The sequence below is a fragment of the Streptomyces sp. NPDC042364 genome (assembly GCF_056437585.1).
The window spans coordinates 375,995-400,133 of sequence record NZ_JBWKAJ010000006.1 but is presented as its reverse complement, the minus strand read 5'-3'; the positions used below and the strand labels follow the sequence as shown (position 1 = coordinate 400,133).

Here is a 24,139-nt window from a genome sequence, read left to right as displayed (position 1 = left end):
CACACGATCACGGCCGCTCGCCGGGCCCGAACCGGAAGGCCGGCGAGGTCGGCGGCCGCAGGCCGGTGATCAGAGCGTGCGCAACAGCACCGCCGGCTGTTCGACGCAGTCCGCGACGTAGCGCAGGAAGCCGCCCGCCGTACCGCCGTCGCATACCCGGTGGTCGAAGGTGAGCGAGAGCTGCACCACCTGTCGTACCGCCAGCTCGCCCTGGTGGACCCACGGCTTCGGGACGATACGGCCGACGCCGAGCATGGCCGCCTCGGGGTGGTTGATGATCGGCGTGGAACCGTCGACACCGAACACGCCGTAGTTGTTCAGGGTGAAGGTGCCGCCGGTGAGCTGGGCGGGCGTGAGCGTCCCGGTCCGCGCCGCCTCGGTGAGCCGGGCGAACTCCGCGCTCAGCGACTCCGCGTCCCTCGTGTGGGCGTCCCGTACGACGGGCACGACGAGTCCTCGTTCGGTCTGCGCGGCGAACCCGAGGTGCACCTGGTCTAGGCGTACGACCTCGCGGGCCTCCATGTCGACCGTCGAGTTGAGCTCCGGGAAACGGGCCAGCGCGGCGGTGCAGATCCGGGCGAGCAGCGCGAGGAGGGAGATCTTCGGGCCGCCGGCCGCGTTCATGGCCGCGCGGGCGTTCATCAGTTCCGTCGCGTCGGCGTCCACCCAGCAGGTGGCGTCCGGGATCTCCCGCCGGCTGCGGGAGAGCTTGTCGGCGACGGCACCTCGCACACCCCGCAGCGGGACACGGGTGCCGGCGGCGATCTCCGCGCTCGCGGGCCGCGCGGCGGCCGTGGGGGAGGCGGCGGACGCCGACGGCTTCGCGGTGTCGGCGGTGGTGACGGCCGACGTGGTGACGGCGGTGGCGGCCCGCAGGGCCTGCTCCACATCGGCCCGCAGGATCAGCCCGTCGGGGCCCGATCCATGCAGTTGCCGCAGATCCAGACCGTTCTCACGGGCGAGACGACGGACGAGGGGGGAGATCACGGGCACCGGGCCGTCGCCACGCACCGGGGCACCGGCGAGCGGCGCGACGTCGGCGAGCGACCTCTCGGCCACCGCGGCGGGCACGCCTCCGTTCACCGCCGCGCCGACAGCCCCCGTCGGAGCCGTCGAAGTCGTCGAAGTCGTCGGAGCCGTCGGAGCCGTCGGAGCCGTCGGAGCCGTCGGCCGTACCCTTCTGCGTCGCCTGGGCGCCTCCGAAGTGCCGTATCCCACCAGTACGTTCCCGGAGCCCTCGGCCTTCGCGGCGGAGCCGGAACCCTGCGCGGCGCCCGTACCCTCCGCGGCGCCCGAGGACCCCGCGGAACCGCCGGCGACCGGCGCACCCACCGCCACCGTCAGCAGCGGCGCCCCCACGGGCAGTTCCGTGCCCTCCTCGCCGAAACGGGCGGTGACGACGCCTCCGTAGGGGCACGGCACCTCGACCATCGCCTTGGCCGTCTCGACCTCGACGACGGGCTGGTCGATGGCGACGACATCGCCGACCTGGACCAGCCAGCGGACGATCTCCGCCTCGGTGAGCCCCTCACCGAGGTCGGGCAGCTTGAACTCCAGGACCTGGGCCATCAGTGCTCCGCCTCCCACTGCAGACGCCCGACCGCGTCGAGGATCCGGTCGACACCGGGCAGGTGGTGCCGCTCCAGCATCGGCGGCGGGTACGGGATGTCGAACCCGGCGACGCGCAGCACGGGCGCCTCCAGGTGGTGGAAGCAGCGCTCGGTGACCCGGGCCGCGATCTCGCCGCCCGGCCCGCCGAAGCCGCCGGACTCGTGGACGACGACGGCCCGCCCGGTGCGCCGTACGGACGCGGCGACCGTCTCGTCGTCGAAGGGCACCAGCGAGCGCAGGTCGACCACTTCGAGGTCCCAGCCCTCGGCCGTGGCCGCCTCGGCGGCCTCCAGGCAGACGGGCACGGACGGGCCGTAGGTGATGAGCGTGGCGCTGCGGCCCGAGCGGCGCACGACCGCGCGGCCGATCGGCTCGACCGACTGCGGTTCCTCGGGGTTCCAGGAGTCCTTCGACCAGTACAGGCGCTTGGGCTCCAGGAAGACCACGGGGTCGTCCGAGGCGATGGCGGCGCGCAGCAGACCGTACGCGTCGGCGACGGTGGCGGGGGTGACGACGTGGAGACCCGGAGTCGCGATGTAGTACGCCTCGGAGGAGTCGCTGTGGTGCTCGACGCCGCCGATGCCGCCGCCGTAGGGGACCCGGATGGTGATCGGCAGCGGCATGGCGCCGCGGGTGCGGTTGCGCATCCGGGCGACATGGCTGATGAGCTGCTCGAACGCCGGGTAGGCGAACGCGTCGAACTGCATCTCGACGACCGGCCGGAGCCCGTACATCGCCATGCCGACGGCCGTGCCGAGGATGCCCGCCTCGGCGAGCGGGGTGTCGGTGACCCGGTCCTCGCCGAACTCCTTGGCGAGTCCGTCGGTGACCCGGAAGACCCCGCCGAGGGTGCCGACGTCCTCGCCCATGACGTGCACCGTCGGGTCGGCGGTCATGGCGTCCCGGAGGGCGCGGGTGAGCGCCTGCGCCATGGTGGCGGGCTTGAGAGCGACGGTGGTCATCAGTGCGCCCCTTCCTCTTCCGCCGCCAGCTCGGCACGCAGCAGGGCCTCCTGCTCGCGCAGTTGGGGGGTGGGCTCGGCGTACACATGGGCGAAGAGGTCCATGGGGTCGAGCACCGGGTCCTGGTTCATGCGCTCGCGCAGATCGGCGGCCATCGTCTCGGCGGCGTCGCGCGCCGCCTGGATGCCGGCCTCGTCGAGGAGGCCCCGTTCGGTCAGCTCGCGCTCCAGGAGCGTGATCGGGTCGTGCGCGCGCCAGGTCTCCACCTCGGCGTCGCCGCGGTAGCGGGTGGCGTCGTCGGCGTTGGTGTGGGCGTCGATGCGGTACGTCACCGCCTCGACCAGGGTGGGGCCACCACCCGCGCGGGCGTGGGCCACGGCCTCGGCGAGCACCTGGTGCACCGCGGCCGCGTCGTTGCCGTCGACCAGACGGCCCGGCATTCCGTAGCCGACGGCCTTGTGGGCGAGGGAGGGGGCGGCGGTCTGCTTCTCCAGCGGCACGGAGATGGCGAAGCCGTTGTTCTGGACGAGGAAGACGACCGGCGCCTGCCAGACGGCCGCGAAGTTGAGCGCCTCGTGGAAGTCGCCCTCGCTGGTGCCGCCGTCGCCGACCAGGGCGAGCGCGACCACGTCGTCGCCCTTGAGGCGGGCGGCGTGCGCGAGGCCCACGGCGTGCGGGAGCTGGGTGGCGAGCGGGGTGCACAGGGGCGCGACCCGGTGCTCGTGCGGGTCGTAACCGGTGTGCCAGTCACCGCGCAGCAGTGTGAGCGCCTGCACGGGGTCGAGGCCGCGGGCGACGGCGGCGAGCGTGTCGCGGTAGCTCGGGAAGAGCCAGTCGCGCTCCTCGAGAACGAGCGCGGCGGCGACCTCGCAGGCCTCCTGGCCGGTGCTGGAGGGGTAGACGGCGAGCCTGCCCTGCTTGGTCAGGGCCGTGGCCTGCGTGTTGTACCGCCGGCCCCGCACCAGCTCCGCGTAGAGGCGGCGCAGCAGTGCGGGGTCGGCGTCAGCCGCCGAGTCGGTACCGAGCACGCGGTACGGACGCTCGTCGGGCAGCAGGGGCGCGGGGTCGGTGCGAGGCTGCCAGGCGGGGGGCGGTGTCGGATGGTACGCACCCCGCTGCTCCATGACCGTCATACGGCACCTCCTCGTGGGAGTGGCTCTGGGACGCGGCACGGTTGTGACGCGTCTCACCTACCGATTGTTCGGTCGATGACGCATTTTGGCTACAGGCACCCCGAGGCTGTGGACAAACGGTTCTGCACAGCCTCAAATGAACGCAGTACGTCCATGGCGGGAAGGTGGGGGCGCATGGCATCTGAACAAATGGCCGAGCCGCCGGAGTACGGCCCGGCCCTGCCGCCCCCCAGACCGCTGGACGCCATAGACCAGGACATCCTGCGCATGCTGCAGGCCGACGGCCGCGCGTCGATACGGTCGGTCGCCGAGCGGGTCCACGTCTCCCGCGCCAACGCCTACGCCCGTATCAACCGCCTCATCGAGGACGGCGTGATCCGCGGTTTCGGGGCACGCGTGAACCACGAGCGCGCCGGAAAGGGCACGTCCGCCTACATCACTCTGAAGATCGTGCAGAACTCCTGGCGCACCGTCCGCGAACAGCTGCGCCAGCTGCCGGGCGCCGCCCACATCGCCCTGGTGGGCGGCGACTTCGACGTCCTGCTGCTGGTGCACACGGCGGACAACAGAGCCCTGCGCGAGGTCGTCCTGACCAAGATCCAGGGCATCCCGGAGGTCCTCAGCACCCGCACGCTGCTGGTCTTCGAGGAGGAGCACGTGGAACCGGAGGGGTGACCGCCACGCACCTCCGAAACCGAACAAGTGAGCGATATAATGGGTCGGTGGGCCCGTGGACGCCCGGACGCGCGCCTGCGGGAACCGGCAGGGGGCCGACGCACTGCGGCGCGGCGGGAACCGGTCCGACGGCCGACGGCCGACGGCGGGAACCGGTCAAGTGACCGATCCGCGGCGGCGGAAACCGGCCGAATGACCGTCAGCGCTGGGCGCGCAGCCCCGAGAAGACCAGATGGGCCACCGCTTCGGAAACCTCGCGCTCGCCCATCCCACGCCCGTCCGGCCGGTACCACTCCACGATCGAATTGATCATCCCGAACACCAGCCGGGTGGCCAGCCTCACCTCCACGTCCCCGCGCACGTCCCCGTCGGCGGCCGCGGCCTTCAGCAGCTCGGCGACCCGGTGGTCGAAGTCGCGGCGCCGCTCCAGCGCCCAGCGCTCGGTGTCGGTGTTGCCGCGCACGCGCAGCAGCAGCGTCACATACGGCAGTTCGGCGATGAGGACCTCGACCATGCGCCGGACGACGTGCTCCAGCCGCCCCACGGCACGCCCGGTGCGCGCGGGCTCCTCGTCGAGGATCCCGAAGAGCTGGTCCAGTGCCCGGCTCACGGCCCGCCGCAGCAGCTCCTCCTTGCCGCTGACGTGGTGGTATATGGAGGATTTGGAGATTCCGGCCGCCCGGGAGAGGTGCTCCATGGACGTACCGTCGTAGCCGCGCTCGTTGAAGACCCGCACCGCGACGGAGAGGAGCGTCTCCGGGGTGTACGTGTCGCGCTTGGCGGTGGTCATGAGGAGGTCCCCTCCCGCTTGTCGGACGCGTAGGCGTGGCGGTACAGCGCCAGGGACGGCGCGTAGCGCCCGGAGGGGTCGCGCAGATGCAGGTCGTCGAGGAGGGCGTACGCCCAGTTCCGGCCCAGCTTTCGGCCCCATTCGAAGGGTCCGAGCGGGTAGTTGACGCCGAGCCGCATCGCGGTGTCGATGTCCTCCTCCGTCGCCACTCCCTTGGCCACGGCGTCGTGCGCGAGATCGACGATCCGGGCCACCGTGCGGGCGACGATCATGCCGGGGGCGTCCCCGATGACGCTGACGTCCTTGCCGAGGGCCTGGAAGAGCCCGATGGCCTCGGTGAGCGTCTGCGACGAGGTGTCCTGGGACGCCGACAGGGCGATCCGGGTGGCCCGCCGGTAGTCGAGCGCCAGATCGAAGTAGACGACGTCGCGGAACTCCACGGAGGTCTGCCCGTCCGCGAGGGCCAGCTGGCCGCCACTCGGCAGGACCAGCCGCGTGCCGTGGTCCTCGTCCTCCTCGCGGACGCCGATACCGGCCTCCCGGATCAGCGCGAGCAGCTCGGTGGCGGGCCCCAGGTCGCCCTCGGCGACGACATGGGCGGGCGCCGGGGCGGGCTCGGCGGTGTGGGGCTCTGGGCGCTCGGCGCCGTCCGCGTAGTCGTACCAGCCCCGGCCGGTCTTGCGGCCGAGCCGGCCGGACTCGACCAGCCGCCGCTGGGCCAGCGACGGCGTGAACCGCACGTCCCGGAAGAAGGACTGCCACACGGAGTGGGTGACGGACTCGTTGACGTCCTGGCCGATGAGATCGGTCAGCTCGAAGGCGCCCATCCGGAAACCGCCGCACTCGCGGAGCACCGCGTCGATGGTGGCGGGGTCGGCCGCCTGTGACTCGTACACCGCGAAAGCTTCCGCGTAGAACGGTCGTGCGATGCGGTTCACGATGAAGCCGGGGGTGTCGGCGCAGGCGACCGGCGTCTTGCCCCAGGCGCGGGCCGTCTCGTACGCGCGCGTGGCCGAGGTGACGTCGGTGGCGAACCCGGAGACGACCTCGACCAGCGGCAGCAGCGGCGCCGGGTTGAAGAAGTGCAGGCCGACGAAGCGTCCCGGGTTGCGCAGGGCGCCGCCGATGGCCGTGACCGAGAGGGAGGAGGTGTTGGTGGCGAGCAGGCAGTCGTCGTCGACGACCTCCTCCAGCGCCCGGAACAGCTCCTGCTTCACATCGAGCCGCTCCAGCACGGCCTCGACGACGAGGGCGCAGTCCGCAAGGTCGGCGAGGTCCTGCGCGGCGTGCAGCCGGGCACGGGCGGCGTCCCGGTCGGCGCCGGCCAGTCGGTCCTTCGCCACGAGCCGGTCCAGCCGGGCGCCGATCGCCTCGGCCGCCTCCCGGGCGCGGCCGGGCACGGCGTCATACAGGCGTACGGAGTGGCCGGCGACCAGTGCGACCTGGGCGATGCCCTGGCCCATGGTGCCGGTGCCCACGACGGCCACGGGGCTGCTGAGGTCGAGTCCTGTCATGTGCGCGATCCTCCCGCACGGGGTTGTCCACAGATGCGGCGGACCCCCTTGTCCCGACCGATCGTTCGGTTACTCTAACTCTGTCCTCCTGTCGCTGCCCAGGTCAGAGCTCACAGCAGAGCCCCTGACGTGAGGAGTTGGTCACGCATGGCCGCCGAACTGTCCGCGCACGACCTGATCGCCAAGCACCGGCCCACCCTCGACGAGGCGCTGAAGGCGATCCGCACACGCGCGTACTGGTCACCCCACCCCGAGCACCCCAAGGCGTACGGCGAGAACGGCAGCCTGGGCATGGCCGAGGGCAAGGCCGCCTTCGACGCGCTGCTCGGCACCCGCCTCGACCTCGGCCAGCCCGGCACCGACGACTGGGTGGGCGGCGAGACCTCCCCGTACGGCATCGCACTGGGCGTCACCTACCCGCACGCTGACCTCGACACGCTGCTGCCCGCCATGAAGGCAGGACAGCGCGCGTGGCGTGACGCGGGCGCGGAGGCGCGCGCGGCGGTGTGCCTGGAGATCCTCAAGCGGATCAGCGACCGCACCCACGAGTTCGCCCACGCCGTCATGCACACCAGCGGCCAGGCCTTCATGATGGCGTTCCAGGCTGGCGGCCCGCACGCGCAGGACCGGGGGCTGGAGGCGGTCGCCTACGCGTACGCCGAGCAGGTCCGCACCCCGGACGAGGTGGAGTGGAGCAAGCCCCAGGGCAAGCGCGACCCGCTCAAGCTGGACAAGCGCTTCAAGGCCGTCCCGCGCGGCATCGCCCTCGTCATCGGCTGCAACACGTTCCCGACGTGGAACGGCTACCCGGGCCTGTTCGCCTCGCTCGCCACCGGCAACGCGGTCCTGGTGAAGCCCCACCCGCGCGCGGTCCTGCCGCTCGCGCTGACCGTGCGGGTCGCCCGCGAGGTGCTCGCCGAGACCGGCTTCGACCCGAACCTGGTCGCGCTGGCCGCCGAGCGCCCCGGCGAGGGCATCGCCAAGACCCTCGCCACGCACCCCGAGATCCGCATCATCGACTACACGGGCTCGACGTCGTTCGGTGACTGGCTGGAGGCCAACGCCCGCCAGGCGCAGGTCTACACGGAGAAGGCCGGCGTCAACACGGTCCTCGTGGAGTCGACCGGCAACTACAAGGGCATGCTCTCCAACCTGGCCTTCTCCCTGTCCCTGTACAGCGGCCAGATGTGCACCACCCCGCAGAACCTGCTGATCCCCCGCGACGGCATCACCACCGACGAGGGACCCAAGTCCTACGACGAGGTCGTCACCGACCTCGCCCGGTCGGTCGGCGGTCTGCTGGGTGACGACGCCCGCGCGAACGCCCTGCTCGGCGCGATCGTCAACCCCGATGTGAAGGCCCGGCTGGAAGCCGCCGCCGGTCTCGGCGAGGTCGCGCTCGCCTCCCGCGAGATCGTCAACCCGGAGTTCCCGGACGCCGTGGTCCGTACGCCGGTGATCGTGAAGCTCGACGGCGCCAAGCCCGACGACGAGGCCGCTTTCATGAGCGAGTGCTTCGGGCCCGTGTCGTTCGCCGTGGCCGTCGACTCGGCGGCGGACGGCGTCGAACTGCTGCGCAGGACCATCCGCGACAAGGGTGCGATGACCGTCGGGGCGTACACCACCTCCGACGAGGTCGCCGGCGCCGTCGAGGAGGTCTGCCTGGACGAGTGCGCACAGCTCTCGCTGAACCTGACGGGCGGGGTCTATGTGAACCAGACCGCGGCGTTCTCCGACTTCCACGGCTCCGGAGGAAACCCGGCGGCCAACGCGGCGCTGTGCGACGCGGCGTTCGTGGCGAACCGCTTCCGGATGGTCGAGATCCGGCGCGAGGCGTAACGCACCGCTGCTCGGCACGTGGCCCGGCGCTCTCGGGGGAGGCGCCGGGCCACGCCTGCTCAGAGGGCTCCCGTGCTCCAGTGGTAGATGCCTGCTCAGAAGGCCGCCGTGCTCCAGTGGTAAAGCGTCATGGCCACGCTCGTCGCCAGGTTGTAGCTGGACACCTGGGGACGCATCGGCAGGGACACCAGATGGTCGGCGCGCTCCCGCAGTTCGGCGGAGAGCCCGCTGCGCTCCGAGCCGAAGGCGAGCAGCGCGTCGTCCGGCAGCTTCAGGGCCCGGATGTCGTCCCCCTCGGGATCGAGGGCGAAGAGCGGGCCCGACGGCAGATCGGCCACCTCCAGACGCTCCACGGCGGTCGCGAAGTGCAGGCCCGCCCCGCCGCGTACGACCGTGGGGTGCCAGGGGTCCAGGGTGCCCGTGGTGACCACCCCGGTCGCACCGAAACCGGCGGCAAGCCGGATCACGGCTCCCGCGTTGCCCAGGTTGCGCGGATTGTCGAGCACGACGACCGGCGCGGTGCGCGGGGTGTGCGTGAGCGCCGCCAGATTGCTCGCGCGCGGGGGGCGCACGGCCAGGGCGGCGACCGCCGTGGGGTGCGGGCGCGGCACGAGCGTGCGGTACGTCTCTTCCGGCACCTCCGCGAGCAGCGCGGCCAGCGGCTCCCGCACGTCCGGGGCCAGGTCGTCGGCGAGGGCCAGCGCCGCCGCCCGGTCGGTGGTGACGGCCACCGGGACGTCCGCCGCGAAGCGCAGGGCGTGCTTGAGGGCGTGGAAGCCGTCGAGCAGCACGCAGGTGCCGGCGAGACGGCGCCAGGTCCGTACCGGGTCGCCGTCCCCGTACGCCGGTTCCGCCACGGGCGCGCTCATACCGCGCTCAACGGATCGCTCATGCGGTGAAGCCTACGTGCGCCTGCTCGGCCGTCTCCTTCTCGGGAGGCGGCGGCACCTGCTCGCTCTGGTCCGACCGCGTACGGGCGCGGCCCGGGAGCACCCGGCGCACCGCGCCGTCACGCGCGCGTGCCGCCCAGCCGCCCACGCGCTTCAGGAACGACGTCGGCAGGAACACGGCGTCGGCGGCGATCATCGCGAGCGAGAAGAACGGCAGCCCCAGGATGACGGCGATCGCCGCGTGCTCGGTCATCATGACCGCGAGCAGGACGTTCTTGACGCGCCGGTTGAAGAGCGTGAACGGGAAGGCGACCTGGGCGATGACCGTCCCGTACGTCACCAGCATCACCATCGTGCCGCTCGACGTCATCAGCTCGGAGAGCGCCGGCCACGGCGAGAAGTAGTCCAGGTGCAGCGGGTAGTAGACGGCCGTACCGTCCTGCCAGCGCGAGCCCTGGATCTTGTACCAGCCGGCCGTCGCGTAGATCAGACACGCCTCGGCCATGATCACGGCCAGGGCGGCGTTGTGCGCGAGGTTGCCGACGATGTCGAGCAGGACACGGGGCCTGACGTCCGACTCGATGCGGTGTACGGCCCACCACACGCCGTGCACCGCCCACAGCCCCCAGTAGACGGTCAGCCAGCCGCCCCAGAAGCCGCCGGGGATCAGACCGCCGAACGTCGCCACCAGCAGCAGGAAGCCGAGCACGCACCACAGGACGGGACCGACGCGGTCCGCCGACGCCTCGCCCTGGCGCTCCAGGCGCTCGCGCCCGCGCCGTTCACGCCGGGCGTCCAGCGACCAGACCTGGCCGCAGCGGAGGAAGACCAGATAGATCGCCATGAGGTGGATGACGTTGTCGCCGCCGTCGCCCATGAACACGCTGCGGTTCTGCAGCGACAGCACGCCCACCATGAAGAGCACGCTCGCGGCACGGGTGCGCCAGCCGAGCACGAGCATCAGGCTCGACAGCACGGCGAGTGCGTAGACGACCTCGAACCACAGCATGCCGTCCGACCACATCAGGGTCGTGAACGCGCCGTTGTCCGCGATCAACCGCTGCGCCAGGTCCCAGCTCCAGGGCCCGTCCGGCCCGTACAGCTCGCGCCGGTGCGGGAACTCCCGCAGCAGGAACAGCAGCCAGGTCCCGGCGAAGCCGATACGGACGATCGCGCTCTGGTACGGCCCCAGCGCGTTGTCGGTGACCCGGGTGATCCCGGAACCGATGACGGCCGAGAGACGAGCCAGGAGGCCGCCGGCCGGGCCGGTCAAGCCGGTCGGGTTGGCCTGGCCGGTCGGAGTCATCGAGGTCATTCGGCGCTCGCCTCCGTGCGGTCGCGGTCGGTCACCGACCACCAGGACAGCTCGCGGACGACAGGCTTGTCGGACACCTGTTCCTCGCTCCACTCCGGTGCCGGCACGTTGGTGGTACGGGACCGGACCTGTATCCGCTCGACGACCCCACCGGAGCCCCCGGCCTGCGCGCCGTCGAGCTCCCGGTCGAGGCGCATCACGACGATGCGGCGCAGATAGCGCTCGGACAGCTCACCGCGTGAGCTCGTCGCACGGTTGTCGGTGTCGTGCGTGGAGACGTAGAAGTCCCAGGCCCTGCGCAGTTCGTTCTGCTGGGTGTGGCTGGGCATCAGGTTGCCGTCGATGGCGGCGCCGTCCAACGCGGAGAGGTCGTACCAGCCGGTCTCGCGAAATCCGCCGCCCGGCTTGCGGACCTCCGCCCTGACCTGCACCGCGATGTTCTGCTGCAACGGGTTCGGCGCGAACAGCTTCCAGTTCTGCTCGAACTCCGGGTACACCCAGTCGTCGACCGCCTGGCCGTGCTGCTTCGTCATCGTGTTCGAGGGCGCCACATGCAGGAACACCATCCCGACATGCACACAGGCCACCACGGCCACCACGGCCAGCACGAGCGCCACGACGATCTGATACGGCAGCGAGAGCGCGGCTATGCCGGATGGCCGGGGCGACGGTCGCGGCGGGGGGAGGGCGCCGGGGGCCGGGAGCGGGGTGGGGGGATTCGGCCTCGCCGCCCATGCCGGGGCACGAGCCGGGGACGGCGTGGGAAGGGTGCCGGGCTCGGCCGCGGGCACGGGGACGGTGGCCGGGACGGCGTAGGACTCCTGCTCGGCCCCGGACTCGGACCCGGACTCGGACCCGGACTCGGACCCGGGCTCGGACCCGGCGGCCGGGTCGGCGCCCGGGCCCGATACGGGCGCGGGAGCAGGTGCGCCGGTGCCGGCGTCGTCCCCGCCCTTGGCAACCTCGGCGCCCGGGCCTGTGGAAGCGGAGCCCTCGGGCTCGTCCGGCCCGCGCCGGGCGTTCGAGACCTCGTCGTACGCGTCCATTCCGCCCCGCTCCCCGATTCCCACACCCGGTCCGTTTCCCCACCGGAACTTACTCAGCCGCGCGCATCCGGCACAGTCCCGGTGGCCACAGCAGTCACATCGTCACACCGCTCGCACGGCATCCACGAGGTTATCCACAGCCTGGGACACCTTACGGCGCAGCGGCCCACCGCTGAGGCGAGCAGCCGGGCAGGCCGAACCCCTTTCCAGAACCTGGTCTTCTTCTAGAACCTGTTCTATCTTGACGCCCCGTCATCGCCGACACGGAAGGGCGGAACCGTGGACTTCACCTTCACCGAGGAGCAGCAGGCGGCGGCCGAGGCGGCGAGGGCGGTGTTCGCCGGGGTCGCGCCGGACGGGGTTCCGAGCCCTTCGCTCGTACCTGGGGCGGTGGCCGACGACTTCGACCGGACGCTGTGGGCGCGATTGGCCGGCGCGGACCTGCTCAGCCTGCTGCTGGACCCCGCCTACGGTGGGTCGGGGCTCGACGCGATCGCACTGTGCCTGGTGTTGCGCGAGTCGACGAAGGTGCTGGCCCGGGTGCCGTTGCTGGAGAGCAGCGCGGCCGCCGCGACCGTACAGGCGTACGGCAGCGAGGAAGCGAAGACCGATCTGCTCGCGCGGGTCGGCCGGGGTGAGGTCGTCTTCACCGTGGCCGCCCACGGCCGCACCGGCCACGACCCGGCCGAACTGGCCGTCACCGCACGACGCGACGCCGACGGAACCTGGGTCCTGGACGGCGTGCAGACGGCGGTGCCCTGGGCGTTCAACGCCGACCACATCGTCGTGCCCGCGACGGTCGTGCCGGTGGCCGGAGCCATGGGGACCGCAGGGACCCCGGACATCGCGGGGGCTCCGGAAGCGGTCGGTGCCGCCGGGTTCGCCGGGCCCCGGCACGCGGACACGGGCGCGGTCGGCGCCGACACCGTCCTGCTCGCGCTCGTCCCCCGCGTTCACGAGGGCGTCGTCCTCGCCGAGCAGATCTCGACGGCGGGTGAGCGGCTCGCCGAGGTGCGGCTGGACGGGGCCCGGATCGCCGCACGGGACGTCATCGTCGCGGAGGGCGCCTGGGAGGGCCTCCGCGAACTTCTGGCCACCGGCACCTGTGCGCTGGCCCTCGGACTGGGGGAGGGCGTGCTCACCATGACCGGCGAGTACACCGGGAAGCGGGAGCAGTTCGGACACCCGATCGCCTCGTTCCAGGCCGTCGCCGTACAGGCCGCCGACCGTTACATCGACTTGCGCGCCATGGAGGCCACCCTGTGGCAGGCCGCCTGGCGCATCAGCTCCGGAGCGCCGGGCGCGCTGCCCTCGGCCGGGGACGTCGCCGTGGCGAAGATCTGGGCCTCGGAGGGCGTACGACGGGTCGTGCAGACCGCGCATCATCTGCACGGCGGCTTCGGCGCCGACGTCGAATACCCACTGCACCGCTACCACGCCTGGGCCAAGCATCTCGAACTGTCTCTCGGCCCCGCAGCGGCGCACGAAGAGGCCCTGGGCGACCTGCTCGCCGCGCACCCGCTGGGCTGAGCGCCGCGCACACCGGCGAAAGGGGCGCGCGGAACCCCCACACGCCCCTGAGACGCCCCTGAGCCGGACGGCTCCCGGCTCTCCGGTTCCTAGAGAACGAACCCGTTCTCGCCCTTGTCGTCCACGACCGGCCGGCCGGCGGCCGCCCAGACCTGCATACCGCCCTCGACATTCACGGCGTCGATGCCCTGCTGGACGAGGTACATGGTGACCTGTGCCGAACGCCCGCCCGAGCGGCAGATCACATGAACCCTGCCGTCCTGCGGCGCCGCCTCGGTCAACTCGCCGTACCGCGCCACGAACTCACTGATCGGGATGTGCAACGCCCCTGCGGCATGACCCGCCTGCCACTCGTCGTCCTCCCGGACATCGAGCAGGAAGTCGTCGTCCTTGAGGTCCCCGACCTCGACCGTGGGCACACCAGCTCCGAAATGCATACGTACGACGCTACCCGACCGCCCGCCCGCCCACGCAGCGCCGACGTGCCCCGCTCACTCACCCCGGCCGGCCCGGTATGACCGGTCCCCCAGCCTGCCCGGCCTATCCGCCGTGGCTGTCCTGGCCGCCCTGCTCGCCCTGCCCGCCGTGGCTGTCCTGGCCGCCGGGGCCGTCGTGGCTGTCCTGCCCCAGGAGCCCTGCCAGCTCCGCCTCCCGCTGAGCGACCTCCGCCAGCAGCTGTTCGGCGATCTCGTCGAGGAGGCGGTCGGGGTCGTCCGGAGCGATGCGGAGCATGGAGCCGATGGCGCCCTCCTCCAGTTCGCGGGCGACCAGGGTGAGCAGTTCCTTGCGCTGGGCCAGCCATTCGAGGCGGGCGTAGAGCTCCTCGCTGCGGCTGGGCCTGCGCTCCTCGGGCACGGGACCCGCGGCCCACTCCTGCGACAGCTCCCGCAGCAGCGTCTCGTCACCCCGCCCGTATGCCGCGTTGACCCGGGATATGAACGCGTCACGCCGCTCGCGCTCCATGTCGTCCTGGGCCAGGTCGGGGTGGGCCTTGCGGACCAGCTCGCGGTAGAGCCTGCGGGCCTCGTCGCTCGGACGGACCCGCTCGGGGGGCTTCACGGCCTGGTCGGTAAGCATGGCCGCGGCCTCGGGGAACAGGCCCTCCGAGTCCATCCAGCCGTGGAACAGCTCTTCCACGCCCGGCATGGGCATGACCCGCGCCCGTGCCTCCTGCGCCTTGCGCACGTCCTCGGGGTCGCCGGTCCGTGAGGCCCTGGCCTCGGCGATCTGGGCGTCGAGTTCGTCCAGCCGGGCGTACATCGGTCCGAGCTTCTGGTGGTGCAACCGGGAGAAGTTCTCCACCTCGACCCGGAAGGTCTCCACCGCGATCTCGTACTCGATCAACGCCTGCTCGGCCGCCCGCACGGCCCGCTCCAGCCGCTCCTCGGGCCGCTCACCCCCGGTGCCGTCACCGGACAGCGCCCCCTCGGCGGACGCGGCATCCTCCACGGACTCCGCAGCCTCTGCTGACACGCCCTCGGCCTGCCCCGGGCCCCCGGCGGGCTCCACAGGCTCGGCGGGGTGCTCGGACTGGGTCTGATCGGCTTCCGGGCTCGTCACCCGACCCAGCCTAGGCCACGACGCCGAGCGTCACCGAGCCCGCCCGAACGCCCACGACCCGACCGGGAAACAACCGGATACCGACGGCTCGCACCACCACCGCCGCAGCTCCGCGCGGGCACCCGGAGCAGTTGAGCGGGTGCGGTCCGTTCCGGGGCGGGGCGCGTTCGGGGTCAAGTCTCTTCAGGCCGGCGGCGTCTGGGCTACCGCTCGCCGATCCCCGTCATCCCGACGCCCGTCATCCGTCACATCCCGACGCCGTCACACCCCGGCCTCCGCCGCGATCCGCCCCGCGCGTACCGCCGCCACCAGGTCCGCGTGGTCGGCCTCCGTGCGGTCGGCGTAGGCCACGGCGAACATCGCCACGGCCTCGTCGAGCTCCTCGTTCTTGCCGCAGTAGCCGGCGATGAGCCGAGGGTCGGCGTTGTGGGCGTGGGCACGGGCCAGAAGGGCGCCGGTCATACGGCCGTAGTCGTCGATCTGGTCCGCCGCGAGGGCCGCGGGGTCGACGCTGCCCTTGCGGTTGCGGAACTGCCGTACCTGGAAGGGGTGGTCGTCCACGGTCGTCCAGCCCAGCAGGATGTCGCTGACCACCTGCATGCGCTTCTGCCCGAGGACCACACGACGGCCCTCGTGAGCCACGTCCGGGACATCGAAACCGGCCGTCGCGAGATGCGGTTCGAGCGCCGAGGGGCGGGCCTCCTTCACCTGGAGCACCAGCGGCTCGCCCCGGTGGTCCAGCAGCAGCACGACGTACGAGCGGGTGCCCACGCTGCCGGTGCCGACCACACGGAACGCCACGTCGTGCACGGCGTAGCGGGCGAGCAGCGGGTGGCGATCCTCCGAGAGAGTGGTCAGGTACTGCTCCAGAGACGCGGCAACCGCCGCGGCCTCCGCGTCGTCCACCCGGCGCAGCACCGGCGGGGCGTCCACGAAGCGGCGCCCGCCGCCCTCCACCGCCTCGGTGGACCTGGCCGCGAAACGTCCGCTCGTGTTGGCCCGCGCCTTCTCCGAGACCCGTTCCAGCGTGCCGAGCAGGTCGTGTGCGTCGGCGTGTGAGACGAGCTCCTCGTCGGCGATGGCGTTCCACGCGTCGAGGGCCGGAAGCCTGGCGAGCAGCCGCATCGTGCGCCGGTAGGCGCCTGTCGTGTCGAGCGCGGCCTTGCGGCAGGTGTCCTCGTCCGCGCCCGCCTCACGGCCGGCGAGCACGAGCGAGGTGGCGAGGCGCTTGAGGTCCCACTCCCAGGGGCCGTGCACGGTCTCGTCGAAGTCGTTGAGGTCGATCACGAGGCCGCCGCGGGCGTCCCCGTACAGGCCGAAGTTCGCCGCGTGGGCGTCGCCGCAGATCTGCGTGCCGATGCCGGTCATCGGCGTGCGGGCGAGGTCGTGGGCCATGAGGCCGGCCGAGCCGCGCAGGAAGGCGAACGGGGTGGCCGCCATCCTGCCGACCCTTATCGGGGTGAGGGTGGGAATGCGGCCCCGGTTGGACTCCTCGACCGCCGTCACCGCGTCGGGCCGGTCGGTGGTGAGCGTCAGGTCCGCGTGCACGCCGCGCGGCACCCGCTCGCGCAGGGCCTTGCCCTCCTCCTTGGGCGACCCCTGCGAGCGCCACCGCGCGAACCCGGGCACCCACGGCACCCGTGTCCGTGCCGCCCGCGCCCCGGACTGCGCCGACCCCGGCGACCGGCCGTCGGCCACGGGCTCGGCCGCCGTCGCAACGGCCTCGGGCTCCGCCACCGAACCGGTTCCGGCATGCACCGTCGTGGTCCCGTCTTCGGTCACAGCGACCGCCTCCCCCGCACCTGTCCACGCACGAACATCAACTCGTGACGACGGTACAGCCGATGGCCGAAACTCGTCAGACCCTGTGGACAACCAGCCGCCCGCCCTCCGTCCGCCTGTGGAAAAACCCACCCCGCAGGGGCGGCCCCTCGTTGACCTCGCGCACCACGAGGCCGGCCGCGGCGAGTTCCGTGAGGCGATCGGAGAATCACCGCACAGCCCTCGGGTTTCAGCCTCCAGCTCCGTTGTCGGGCTCAGGCTGCATAGGACGCGTTCCGCGCGGTCGTGACCACCTTCTGCCCGTCCGCCTGGCTGAGCAGCCCGGCCGACACCCAGGAGTTCACGGTCGACTGCACGCGCGCGACCAGCGCGCCTTTGCCGGTGAACGGCGCCCCCGCCCAGATCTCGTCGAGCAGCGTCGTGCCGTCGGACTTCGCGGGGTTGGCCACGCCCGAGTCGGTGCCGCCGAAGAAGACCTTCGGTTCGGAGCGCCTGATGTACGCGTGCGTCGGATCCTCGGTTCCCTCGAAGAAGGGTGCGAACTCCGTGCCGTCGAGCGTGTAGTGCAGCGGCTTTCCGCTCACCGGCGTGAGGGAGGGCAGCAGGTCACCGGAGAGACCGGCGTTGCGGTACAGGCTGAACGGCAGCCAGCTCGTGCTGCTGTTCCTGCCGACCAGGTTGACCGGTCCGTGGAACAGGGCCTGCAGGGACGGGTCGTCGAGCGCCCTCTCCACCCGCAGCCGGAACGGGATCGTCACGCGTACGACGTCCCCGCTGCGCCAGGTGCGGGAGGGGATCGTGAAGTAGCTCCCGGCGGTCGGCGTGCCGCTCACGGCGCTGCCGTTGACGGTCACCCGGAACCCGTCGGTCGCCCACGCCGGCACACGCAGCTTCAATTCGAAGGTGCCGCTGCCGCCCCCGATGGTGATCGTGGAGCCCTGCTCCCGCGGGTAGTCGGTGGTCTGGGCGACCGTCACGCCCTTGGCGCTCCAGTTCAGCGTGGTGGCGCTGTACAGGTTGACGTACAGGGCGCTGCCGTCGGCCTTGGTGAAGTACACCGAGTCCTGGTACTTGGTCGCGCTCTCCATACCGGTGCCCTCGCAGCAGGTCGTGCCCTGCTTCGGGGTGTAGTCGCGCACATGGCCGGGCTCGAGGCCGATGAAGTACGTGACCAGCGGCTTCTCCGCGTCGGCCTGGTCCTGCTTGGAGCCGAGCACCTGGTTGAACAGGGCCCGCTCGTAGTAGTCCATGTACTTCGGGTCCTGATCGTGGAAGAACAGCATCCGGCTCAGCTTGAGCAGGTTGTACGCGCAGCAGGTCTCGGCGTCGGTGTCGCTGATCGTGCCCGAGATGACCCCGCGGCCCTTCCAGAACTCGGCCGTGCTCGTCCCGCCGATGCCGTACATGCGCTGCGGGACGACCATGTTCCAGAAGTTCTCGGCGGCGGTGAGATAGCGGGTCTCGCCCGTCGCGTCGTACAGGCGGACGTAGCCGGTGAAGATCGGGATGTGCTGGTTGGCGTGCAGGCCGTCGAGGATGTCCGTGTTCGCGGCGCAGGCGTCGATGAGCCGGTCGAGGTCGAAGAGCTTGGCCAGGGCGAGGTGATCGGCCTTGCCGGTGATCGCGTACAGGTCCACGATCGTCTCGACGATGCCGCCGAACTCGCCGCTGGAGAAGATGCCCCACATGCGCTGCAACGTGGCGTCGGGCAGCTTGGACAGCCGGGAGTACATCCAGTCGCACATCCCGGACGCGAGGTCCAGTGCCCGGGCGTCGTCGGTGGCCTGGTAGGCGTCCACCAGGCCCTTGAGGATCTTGTGCGCGGTGTAGTAGGGCGCCCATACCTTCGTGTAGTCACCGCTGGTCATCGACTCCAGCGCGATGAACTGCGTCTCCGGGTACGCGGCGAGGAAGCCGGGATGGCTCGGCCCGCCCCAGGTGCGGCGCAGGGTGGCGGTGAGGCCGCGCCCCGATGCGTCGGCGAACGTGCCGCCGTTGGTGGCGGCGAAGTAGTACGACGCGAGGTCGCCGAGCCCTGCGGAGGAGTTCTTGGCCTCGTTCGTCTGCAGCGAGGTGATCTCGGCCGCGGACAGCTCACGTGACCAGACGTTGAACTCGTCGAAGGCGCCCGCGTACACCGGGTCGCCGGAGAAGTTGGAGCGGCCCAGCCAGTTGTTCGTCAGGGCGCCCAGGACGGACGGGTTGAGCGTCATGGAGGCGTTCTGGGCGACGGCGGTGCCGTTGACGTAGAGGGTGCCCGTGGAGCCGGAGATGGTCACCGCCAGATGGCTCCACTGGTCCAGCGGCAGCGCGGCCGTGCCGTTGAGCCCCTGTTCCCCGCCCGGCCCGCTGGTGGTGACGGCGAACCGGGGCACCCCGTTGCCGTTGCGGGTGGCCAGGTACATGTACCGGGTGGTGTTGTCGCCGAAGTCGAAGACCCGCTGCCAGTTGGCGTTGTGCGTGGGCTTCACCCAGACCGACAGGGTGATCGCCGCGGCACCGCCGAGCACGGCGGCCGGCAGGTCGATGTACTGGTACGAGCCCCGGACGTTCTCGTGCGCGCTGCCCCACTTCCCGGTGACGGCGAGCATCTTCGGGGCGCCGCGCAGCGCCTCACGCACCTCGCTCAGGGCCCCGACCATGGTCCGGATCCTGTCGGCGTACGCCGTGTCCCCGGTGCCGGCGTAGGCCTGCGCGAGCATCGTCAGGAAGTGCCCGGTGTAGTGGCCCCGGAGGTTGCCGTTGGCCTCACCGTCGAGACCCTCCCAGCCCCCGGGGGCGACCGCGCCCTTCGGGGAGAGCCCCGCGTTGGCGCGGAACACCTGGAGCAGCCGGTTCACGTCGTAGCCGCGACCGTGGTCGAGCATCAGCTGCCGTTTGCCGGCGAACAGGCCGCCCTGTCCGAGCCTCACGTCCTTGAGCTCGAAAGGCCGCACGGACCAGGTGGACGGCACCGGAAGGGTCGCGGCGGCCGCGCGACCACCGCCCGTCCCGATGGAGACACCGGGCAGTGCCGCGGCGACGAGCGCGGACTGGAGGAGAAAGCGCCTGGAGAGGGGCGGAGCCATGTGCGTCTCGTCTCTGACTTGGGGAGGGCGGGGACCAGACAACTCATCATTCGAAATTACGAACGCTGTACGATTTGCCGACCAGAAGATAGGTATGAGGCGAGCGAGCGTCAACGGTAGCGACGGGAATTCACAGGGCGAACGCCCAGGCTGGGGGCCTCCCTTCACCCGCGCACGCCCCGCGAAGCGGCGCGAACCTGGCACCGCGCGCCCCCGGGAGCCATGGGGAATCGACCGGTGGATGACCGCGATACACACTGGTCAGCCACCTCACTCGCGCCCGCATCCACTGCGGTTGCGCCCGGGACGGAGATCGACCGGCTGATCCTGTCCGAACCATGGATAGCCCAATCGAGTTGAGCACCCCGAGGCCTCATCCTCTGCCCGAGGGCGAGCGCAAGGAGTTCCACGCGGTCATACGCGAGACCGGCACCGGCCTGATCGCCGGCTCCGGCCGCGCCCCGTCCCGCCTCCCTCACGGGACGCAGCCCGCCATCGCCGAGCATCCCGTCTACCAGGACCTGCTGAAGCGAGCACGCCGCCTCACCAGCCACGTCCCACAGTGCTTCACGTAGAACATCCCCGATGTGCCACTCCAGGACGTTTCACGTGAAACAGGAACCCGCCCCCACACAGGGGACCCGGCATGCCTCCCACGCCATTCCGTGCCGTCAAAGAGTGAAAGCCCTTACCGAACCCGCTGAGAGACTCCTCACACTCACGGATCAGACGGCCGGGCCCCGGATGCATTGGAGAGCACAAAAAGAAGCGGTCCCATCGTCATCACGATGGGACCGCTTCGCTGTGCGCGAGGGGGGAGTTGAACCCCCACGCCCTTGCGGGCACTGGAACCTGAATCCAGCGCGTCTGCCTATTCCGCCACCCGCGCATTGGGTGTGTCATCCGGCCCCGGCCTTTTGGTGCTGGCGCCTTCCGACATCCAGAAGATTAGCACGCTGTCGAGGGTGGGTTCACATCCCTTATCCGTGGCCGCCCCTCCGGCTCACCCGGCCTCGCGGCGACCAGCGGGGACCGAACACCTGCCCCCTTGCGTCGCGTATCAACGAGTGCTGGTTCACGTATCAACCTCGTACCGGTCCCGGCCATCTCCATGGGAGGAGGGCAGGGTGCACGGTCAGGTGCGGGACACTGGTCTCGTGCCGCCTCTACGATCCCTGGCAGAGTTCGGGCAGAGGTAGTTCGAAGAGGAGCTCCGGTGGGAAGCCGGGAGGGGACCTCAGTGGGCGTCGGCGCCGGTGACACCGGCCGACCGGGCCGACGGGGGGAACCAGCCGATTTCCCGGCGCGTGGATACGATCAGTAAGCAGTACGGACGCAGTACGCAGAGCGGTGACGACGGAGGAGGTGCCCCATGGGAGTCCTGAAGAAGTTCGAGCAGCGTCTCGAAGGTCTGGTCAACGGCACCTTCGCCAAGGTGTTCAAGTCCGAGGTCCAGCCCGTGGAGATCGCGGGAGCGCTCCAGCGCGAGTGCGACAACAACGCCACCATCTGGAACCGCGACCGCACGGTCGTCCCCAACGACTTCATCGTGGAACTGAGCACACCCGACTACGAGCGCCTCAGCCCCTACTCCGGTCAGCTCGGCGACGAACTCGCCGGCATGGTGCGCGACTACGCCAAGCAGCAGCGGTACACCTTCATGGGCCCCATCAAGGTCCACCTGGAGAAGGCGGACGACCTCGACACCGGCCTGTACCGGGTGCGCAGCCGTACGCTCGCCTCCTCCACCAACCAGCAGGCCCCCGGGGGCGCCCCGGCGAACCCCGCCGACGGCCGCCCCGGTGGCTACGGCTACCCGCCCGTCGGCGCCCCGCCGATGCCGCCCACACCGCCGCCCGGCGGTCGTCCCGGCTCGGCCCCCTACCTCCAGCGCGCCGGGGCAGCCCCGGGCGCCGCTGGACGCACGCGCTACTGGATCGAGATCAACGGCACCCGCCATCAGATCTCCCGCCCGACGCTGGTGCTGGGCCGCAGCACCGAAGCCGACGTGCGGATCGACGACCCCGGCGTCTCCCGCCGGCACTGCGAGATCCGGACCGGAACGCCCTCGACGATCCAGGATCTCGGGTCCACCAACGGCATCGTGGTGGACGGGCAGCACACCACCCGCGCTACGCTCCGCGACGGCTCGCGGATCGTCGTGGGCAGCACCACCATCATTTACCGGCAAGCCGAAGGGTGAAGCGGGGGCAATGTCAGAGCTGACCCTCACGGTCATGCGGCTGGGGTTCCTGGCCGTACTGTGGCTGTTCGTGATCGTGGCCGTGCAGGTCATCCGCAGCGACCTGTTCGGTACGCGCGTCACCCAGCGGGGGTCGCGCCGGGAGAACGCGCGCCCGCAGACCGCCGCCCGGCAGGCCGCGCCTCCGCAGCAGCGCGGCCAGCAGCCCGCCGCAGGCGGTGGTGGCGGGCGCCGCGGGCGCAACGCCCCGACCAAGCTCGTCGTCAGCGAGGGCACGCTGACGGGGACGACCGTCGCGCTGCAGGGCCAGACCATCACGCTGGGCCGCGCGCACGACTCCACGATCGTGCTGGACGACGACTACGCCTCCAGTCGGCACGCCCGGATCTACCCGGACCGCGACGGCCAGTGGATCGTCGAGGACCTGGGGTCCACCAACGGCACGTATCTCGACCGGAACCGACTGACGACCCCCACGCCGATTCCGCTGGGCGCGCCGATCCGCATCGGCAAGACCGTCATCGAGCTGCGGAAGTAGTGCTACATCATGAATAGGCGCGAGCGGAGCGAGCACGCAGCGGAGGCCCCCACCAGGGGCCCCGGCGCGCTCCCGACCGGAGGGTGGGCACCGTGCGGATGTACCCGGAGCCGACGGGCGAGGTGCGCATGAGTCTGTCACTGCGCTTCGCCGCCGGATCGCACAAAGGCATGATCCGCGAGGGCAACGAGGACTCCGGCTACGCCGGCCCGCGGCTGCTCGCGATCGCCGACGGCATGGGCGGCCAGGCGGCCGGTGAGGTCGCCTCCTCCGAGGTGATCTCCACCCTCGTCACGCTCGACGACGACATCCCCGGCTCCGACATCCTGACCTCCCTCGGCACCGCCGTGCAGCGGGCCAACGAGCAGCTGCGCGCCATGGTCGAGGAGGACCCCCAGCTGGAGGGCATGGGCACCACGCTCACCGCCCTGCTGTGGACCGGCCAGCGGCTCGGCCTCGTGCACGTCGGCGACTCCCGCGCGTACCTCCTGCGCGACGGTGTGCTCACCCAGATCACCCAGGACCACACCTGGGTGCAGCGTCTGGTCGACGAGGGCCGCATCACCGAGGAAGAGGCCACGACCCACCCGCAGCGGTCCCTGCTGATGCGCGCGCTGGGCAGCGGCGACCACGTCGAGCCCGACCTCTCCATCCGTGAGGTCCGCGCCGGTGACCGGTATCTGATCTGCTCCGACGGCCTGTCCGGCGTCGTGTCCCACCAGACGATGGAGGACACCCTCGCCAGCTACCAGGGGCCCGAGGAGACCGTCCAGCAGCTGATCGAGCTCGCGCTGCGCGGCGGTGGCCCGGACAACATCACGGTCATCGTCGCCGACGTCCTCGACCTCGACACGGGCGACACCCTCGCCGGCCAGCTCCACGACACCCCCGTCGTGGTGGGCGCCGTCGCCGAGAACCAGCTCCACCTTCAGGACAACGGCATCATGCAGACCCCCGCCGGCCGCGCCTCCGGGCTCGGCCGCCAGGGGCACGGCCATGGCGGTGGCGGCGAGTTCGGCCCGCCCGGCTCCGGCGACACCACCGGATACCTGCCGGCGGCGGGCGGTTTCGGGGACTACTCCGACTCCGACTTCGTCAAGCCGGGCAAGAAGCGCAGGTGGCTCAAGAGATCGTTCTTCGGCGTCCTCGCCCTCGCCGTGATCGGCGGGGGCCTCTACGGCGGGTACCGCTGGACGCAGACGCAGTACTACGTCGGCACCAAGGACGACCATGTCGCGCTCTACCGCGGCATCAGCCAGGACCTTGCCTGGATCTCGCTCTCGAAGGTGGAGAAGGACCACCCCGAGATCGAACTCAAGTACCTGCCGCCTTACCAGCAGAAGCTTGTCGAGGCCACGATCGCCGAGGGCGGTCTGGACAACGCCAGGAAGAAGATCGACGAACTGGCCACCCAGGCGTCGGCGTGCAAGAAGAACGCCGAGCGCCGTGAGGCGGCGGACAACAACGCCAAGACCGGTGCGGGCGAGGCCGGGGGCGTCACGGGAACCACGAAGACCTCCCTCACGTCCAAGGCCACACCGTCCCCGACGTCGACGCCATCGACGTCCCCGAGCCCGACCCAGTCCACACCCACACCGTCAGCCGGCCCCAGCCTCTCGGAGGAGGAGCAGAAGCTGGTCTCGCGGTGCGGTGAGTAGTAGGCAAGCCGCGAGGGGCCCACGC

Annotated in this window: 19 protein-coding genes, 1 tRNA gene and 1 pseudogene; 7 read left to right on the top strand and 14 right to left on the bottom strand. The window is 71.3% G+C overall.

Annotated features, from left to right (window positions below; all coding sequences use genetic code 11):
- Positions 1–69 precede the first annotated feature (69 nt).
- From AC067N_RS15970 to pdhA, 3 genes are read right to left on the bottom strand one after another with little or no spacing between them, the layout of a single operon-like run.
- Complete coding sequence (locus AC067N_RS15970) at positions 70–1,569, bottom strand: dihydrolipoamide acetyltransferase family protein (protein WP_478679454.1); 1,500 nt, start codon at positions 1,567–1,569, stop codon at positions 70–72.
- Positions 1,569–2,573: an alpha-ketoacid dehydrogenase subunit beta gene (locus tag AC067N_RS15965; protein WP_478679453.1), complete on the bottom strand. Its 1,005-nt coding sequence runs from the start codon at positions 2,571–2,573 to the stop codon at positions 1,569–1,571. Before AC067N_RS15965 ends, AC067N_RS15970 begins: the two co-directional genes overlap by 1 nt.
- Entirely contained in the window at positions 2,573–3,706 is a 1,134-nt protein-coding gene (gene pdhA, locus AC067N_RS15960) for a pyruvate dehydrogenase (acetyl-transferring) E1 component subunit alpha (RefSeq protein WP_478679452.1), read from the bottom strand. The genes AC067N_RS15965 and pdhA overlap by 1 nt, the downstream gene beginning before the upstream one ends.
- A 189-nt stretch (positions 3,707–3,895) precedes the next feature.
- Here pdhA and AC067N_RS15955 point away from each other — a divergent pair, with 189 nt between their 5' ends.
- Positions 3,896–4,381, top strand: coding sequence for an Lrp/AsnC family transcriptional regulator (locus AC067N_RS15955; protein ID WP_478679533.1), 486 nt, complete (start codon positions 3,896–3,898; stop codon positions 4,379–4,381).
- 199 nt (positions 4,382–4,580) lie between these two features.
- Here AC067N_RS15955 and AC067N_RS15950 read toward each other — a convergent pair whose 3' ends face one another.
- Both AC067N_RS15950 and AC067N_RS15945 read right to left on the bottom strand, forming a co-directional pair.
- On the bottom strand, positions 4,581–5,171 hold the full coding sequence (locus AC067N_RS15950; protein ID WP_478679451.1) for a TetR/AcrR family transcriptional regulator: 591 nt from the start codon (positions 5,169–5,171) through the stop codon (positions 4,581–4,583).
- Entirely contained in the window at positions 5,168–6,685 is a 1,518-nt protein-coding gene (locus AC067N_RS15945; protein WP_478679450.1) for a 3-hydroxyacyl-CoA dehydrogenase, read from the bottom strand. The genes AC067N_RS15950 and AC067N_RS15945 overlap by 4 nt, the downstream gene beginning before the upstream one ends.
- 147 nt (positions 6,686–6,832) lie before the next feature.
- Between AC067N_RS15945 and paaN the strand changes: the two genes are divergently transcribed.
- Positions 6,833–8,524, top strand: coding sequence for a phenylacetic acid degradation protein PaaN (gene paaN, locus AC067N_RS15940; protein WP_478679449.1), 1,692 nt, complete (start codon positions 6,833–6,835; stop codon positions 8,522–8,524).
- Between the two features lie 95 nt (positions 8,525–8,619).
- On the opposite strand, the gene AC067N_RS15935 is transcribed toward paaN, so the two are convergent.
- From AC067N_RS15935 to AC067N_RS15925, 3 genes are read right to left on the bottom strand one after another with little or no spacing between them, the layout of a single operon-like run.
- Positions 8,620–9,393, bottom strand: a complete 774-nt coding sequence (locus tag AC067N_RS15935) for a TrmH family RNA methyltransferase (RefSeq protein ID WP_478679448.1) — start codon at positions 9,391–9,393, stop codon at positions 8,620–8,622.
- A 19-nt stretch (positions 9,394–9,412) separates the two neighbouring features.
- Positions 9,413–10,720 (bottom strand): HTTM domain-containing protein, encoded by a 1,308-nt coding sequence (locus tag AC067N_RS15930; protein WP_478679532.1) that lies wholly within the window; start codon positions 10,718–10,720, stop codon positions 9,413–9,415.
- A 5-nt stretch (positions 10,721–10,725) separates the two neighbouring features.
- Positions 10,726–11,775 carry a DUF5819 family protein gene (locus AC067N_RS15925; RefSeq protein WP_478679447.1) on the bottom strand — a complete coding sequence of 350 codons (1,050 nt, stop codon included), beginning with the start codon at positions 11,773–11,775 and terminating at the stop codon, positions 10,726–10,728.
- A gap of 279 nt (positions 11,776–12,054) precedes the next feature.
- Here AC067N_RS15925 and AC067N_RS15920 point away from each other — a divergent pair, with 279 nt between their 5' ends.
- Positions 12,055–13,305, top strand: coding sequence for an acyl-CoA dehydrogenase family protein (locus AC067N_RS15920; RefSeq protein ID WP_478679446.1), 1,251 nt, complete (start codon positions 12,055–12,057; stop codon positions 13,303–13,305).
- A gap of 89 nt (positions 13,306–13,394) precedes the next feature.
- Here the strand turns inward: AC067N_RS15920 and AC067N_RS15915 are convergent, their stop codons facing one another.
- From AC067N_RS15915 to AC067N_RS15895, 5 genes and pseudogenes are all read right to left on the bottom strand, one after another.
- Complete coding sequence (locus tag AC067N_RS15915) at positions 13,395–13,724, bottom strand: rhodanese-like domain-containing protein (RefSeq protein WP_478679531.1); 330 nt, start codon at positions 13,722–13,724, stop codon at positions 13,395–13,397.
- A 121-nt stretch (positions 13,725–13,845) separates the two neighbouring features.
- On the bottom strand, positions 13,846–14,865 hold the full coding sequence (locus AC067N_RS15910) for a J domain-containing protein (RefSeq protein WP_478679445.1): 1,020 nt from the start codon (positions 14,863–14,865) through the stop codon (positions 13,846–13,848).
- 261 nt (positions 14,866–15,126) lie between these two features.
- The gene (locus AC067N_RS15905; RefSeq protein WP_478679530.1) at positions 15,127–16,623 is read right to left on the bottom strand and encodes a DUF2252 domain-containing protein; all 1,497 of its coding nucleotides are present in this window, start codon (positions 16,621–16,623) and stop codon (positions 15,127–15,129) included.
- Between the two features lie 124 nt (positions 16,624–16,747).
- Positions 16,748–16,852 (bottom strand): annotated as a pseudogene (locus AC067N_RS15900) (winged helix-turn-helix transcriptional regulator); the annotation flags it as partial.
- Positions 16,853–16,901: 49 nt separating this feature from the next.
- Positions 16,902–19,715, bottom strand: a complete 2,814-nt coding sequence (locus tag AC067N_RS15895) for a beta-L-arabinofuranosidase domain-containing protein (protein WP_478679444.1) — start codon at positions 19,713–19,715, stop codon at positions 16,902–16,904.
- Between the two features lie 338 nt (positions 19,716–20,053).
- On the opposite strand from AC067N_RS15895, the gene AC067N_RS15890 reads away from it, so the two are divergent.
- Positions 20,054–20,290 (top strand): hypothetical protein, encoded by a 237-nt coding sequence (locus AC067N_RS15890; protein ID WP_478679443.1) that lies wholly within the window; start codon positions 20,054–20,056, stop codon positions 20,288–20,290.
- Between the two features lie 230 nt (positions 20,291–20,520).
- Here the strand turns inward: AC067N_RS15890 and AC067N_RS15885 are convergent.
- Positions 20,521–20,604, bottom strand: a tRNA-Leu gene (locus tag AC067N_RS15885).
- Between the two features lie 483 nt (positions 20,605–21,087).
- Between AC067N_RS15885 and AC067N_RS15880 the strand changes: the two genes are divergently transcribed.
- From AC067N_RS15880 to AC067N_RS15870, 3 genes are all read left to right on the top strand, one after another.
- Positions 21,088–21,918 carry an FhaA domain-containing protein gene (locus tag AC067N_RS15880; protein WP_478679442.1) on the top strand — a complete coding sequence of 277 codons (831 nt, stop codon included), beginning with the start codon at positions 21,088–21,090 and terminating at the stop codon, positions 21,916–21,918.
- Positions 21,919–21,928: 10 nt separating this feature from the next.
- Positions 21,929–22,456 carry an FHA domain-containing protein FhaB/FipA gene (locus tag AC067N_RS15875; RefSeq protein ID WP_478679441.1) on the top strand — a complete coding sequence of 176 codons (528 nt, stop codon included), beginning with the start codon at positions 21,929–21,931 and terminating at the stop codon, positions 22,454–22,456.
- A 128-nt stretch (positions 22,457–22,584) separates the two neighbouring features.
- Positions 22,585–24,114, top strand: coding sequence for a Stp1/IreP family PP2C-type Ser/Thr phosphatase (locus tag AC067N_RS15870; RefSeq protein WP_478679440.1), 1,530 nt, complete (start codon positions 22,585–22,587; stop codon positions 24,112–24,114).
- Positions 24,115–24,139 lie beyond the last annotated feature (25 nt).

Excerpts from the sequence above, each read along its gene's own strand:
- AC067N_RS15970 (WP_478679454.1), bottom strand. The coding sequence starts at position 1,569 with ATGGCCCAGGTCCTGGAGTTCAAGCTGCCCGACCTCGGTGAGGGGCTC.
- AC067N_RS15965 (WP_478679453.1), bottom strand. The coding sequence starts at position 2,573 with ATGACCACCGTCGCTCTCAAGCCCGCCACCATGGCGCAGGCGCTCACC.
- pdhA (WP_478679452.1), bottom strand. The coding sequence starts at position 3,706 with ATGACGGTCATGGAGCAGCGGGGTGCGTACCATCCGACACCGCCCCCC.
- AC067N_RS15955 (WP_478679533.1), top strand. The coding sequence starts at position 3,896 with ATGGCCGAGCCGCCGGAGTACGGCCCGGCCCTGCCGCCCCCCAGACCG.
- AC067N_RS15950 (WP_478679451.1), bottom strand. The coding sequence starts at position 5,171 with ATGACCACCGCCAAGCGCGACACGTACACCCCGGAGACGCTCCTCTCC.
- AC067N_RS15945 (WP_478679450.1), bottom strand. The coding sequence starts at position 6,685 with ATGACAGGACTCGACCTCAGCAGCCCCGTGGCCGTCGTGGGCACCGGC.
- paaN (WP_478679449.1), top strand. The coding sequence starts at position 6,833 with ATGGCCGCCGAACTGTCCGCGCACGACCTGATCGCCAAGCACCGGCCC.
- AC067N_RS15935 (WP_478679448.1), bottom strand. The coding sequence starts at position 9,393 with ATGAGCGCGCCCGTGGCGGAACCGGCGTACGGGGACGGCGACCCGGTA.
- AC067N_RS15930 (WP_478679532.1), bottom strand. The coding sequence starts at position 10,720 with ATGACTCCGACCGGCCAGGCCAACCCGACCGGCTTGACCGGCCCGGCC.
- AC067N_RS15925 (WP_478679447.1), bottom strand. The coding sequence starts at position 11,775 with ATGGACGCGTACGACGAGGTCTCGAACGCCCGGCGCGGGCCGGACGAG.
- AC067N_RS15895 (WP_478679444.1), bottom strand. The coding sequence starts at position 19,715 with ATGGCTCCGCCCCTCTCCAGGCGCTTTCTCCTCCAGTCCGCGCTCGTC.
- AC067N_RS15890 (WP_478679443.1), top strand. The coding sequence starts at position 20,054 with ATGGATAGCCCAATCGAGTTGAGCACCCCGAGGCCTCATCCTCTGCCC.
- AC067N_RS15880 (WP_478679442.1), top strand. The coding sequence starts at position 21,088 with ATGGGAGTCCTGAAGAAGTTCGAGCAGCGTCTCGAAGGTCTGGTCAAC.
- AC067N_RS15875 (WP_478679441.1), top strand. The coding sequence starts at position 21,929 with ATGTCAGAGCTGACCCTCACGGTCATGCGGCTGGGGTTCCTGGCCGTA.
- AC067N_RS15870 (WP_478679440.1), top strand. The coding sequence starts at position 22,585 with ATGAGTCTGTCACTGCGCTTCGCCGCCGGATCGCACAAAGGCATGATC.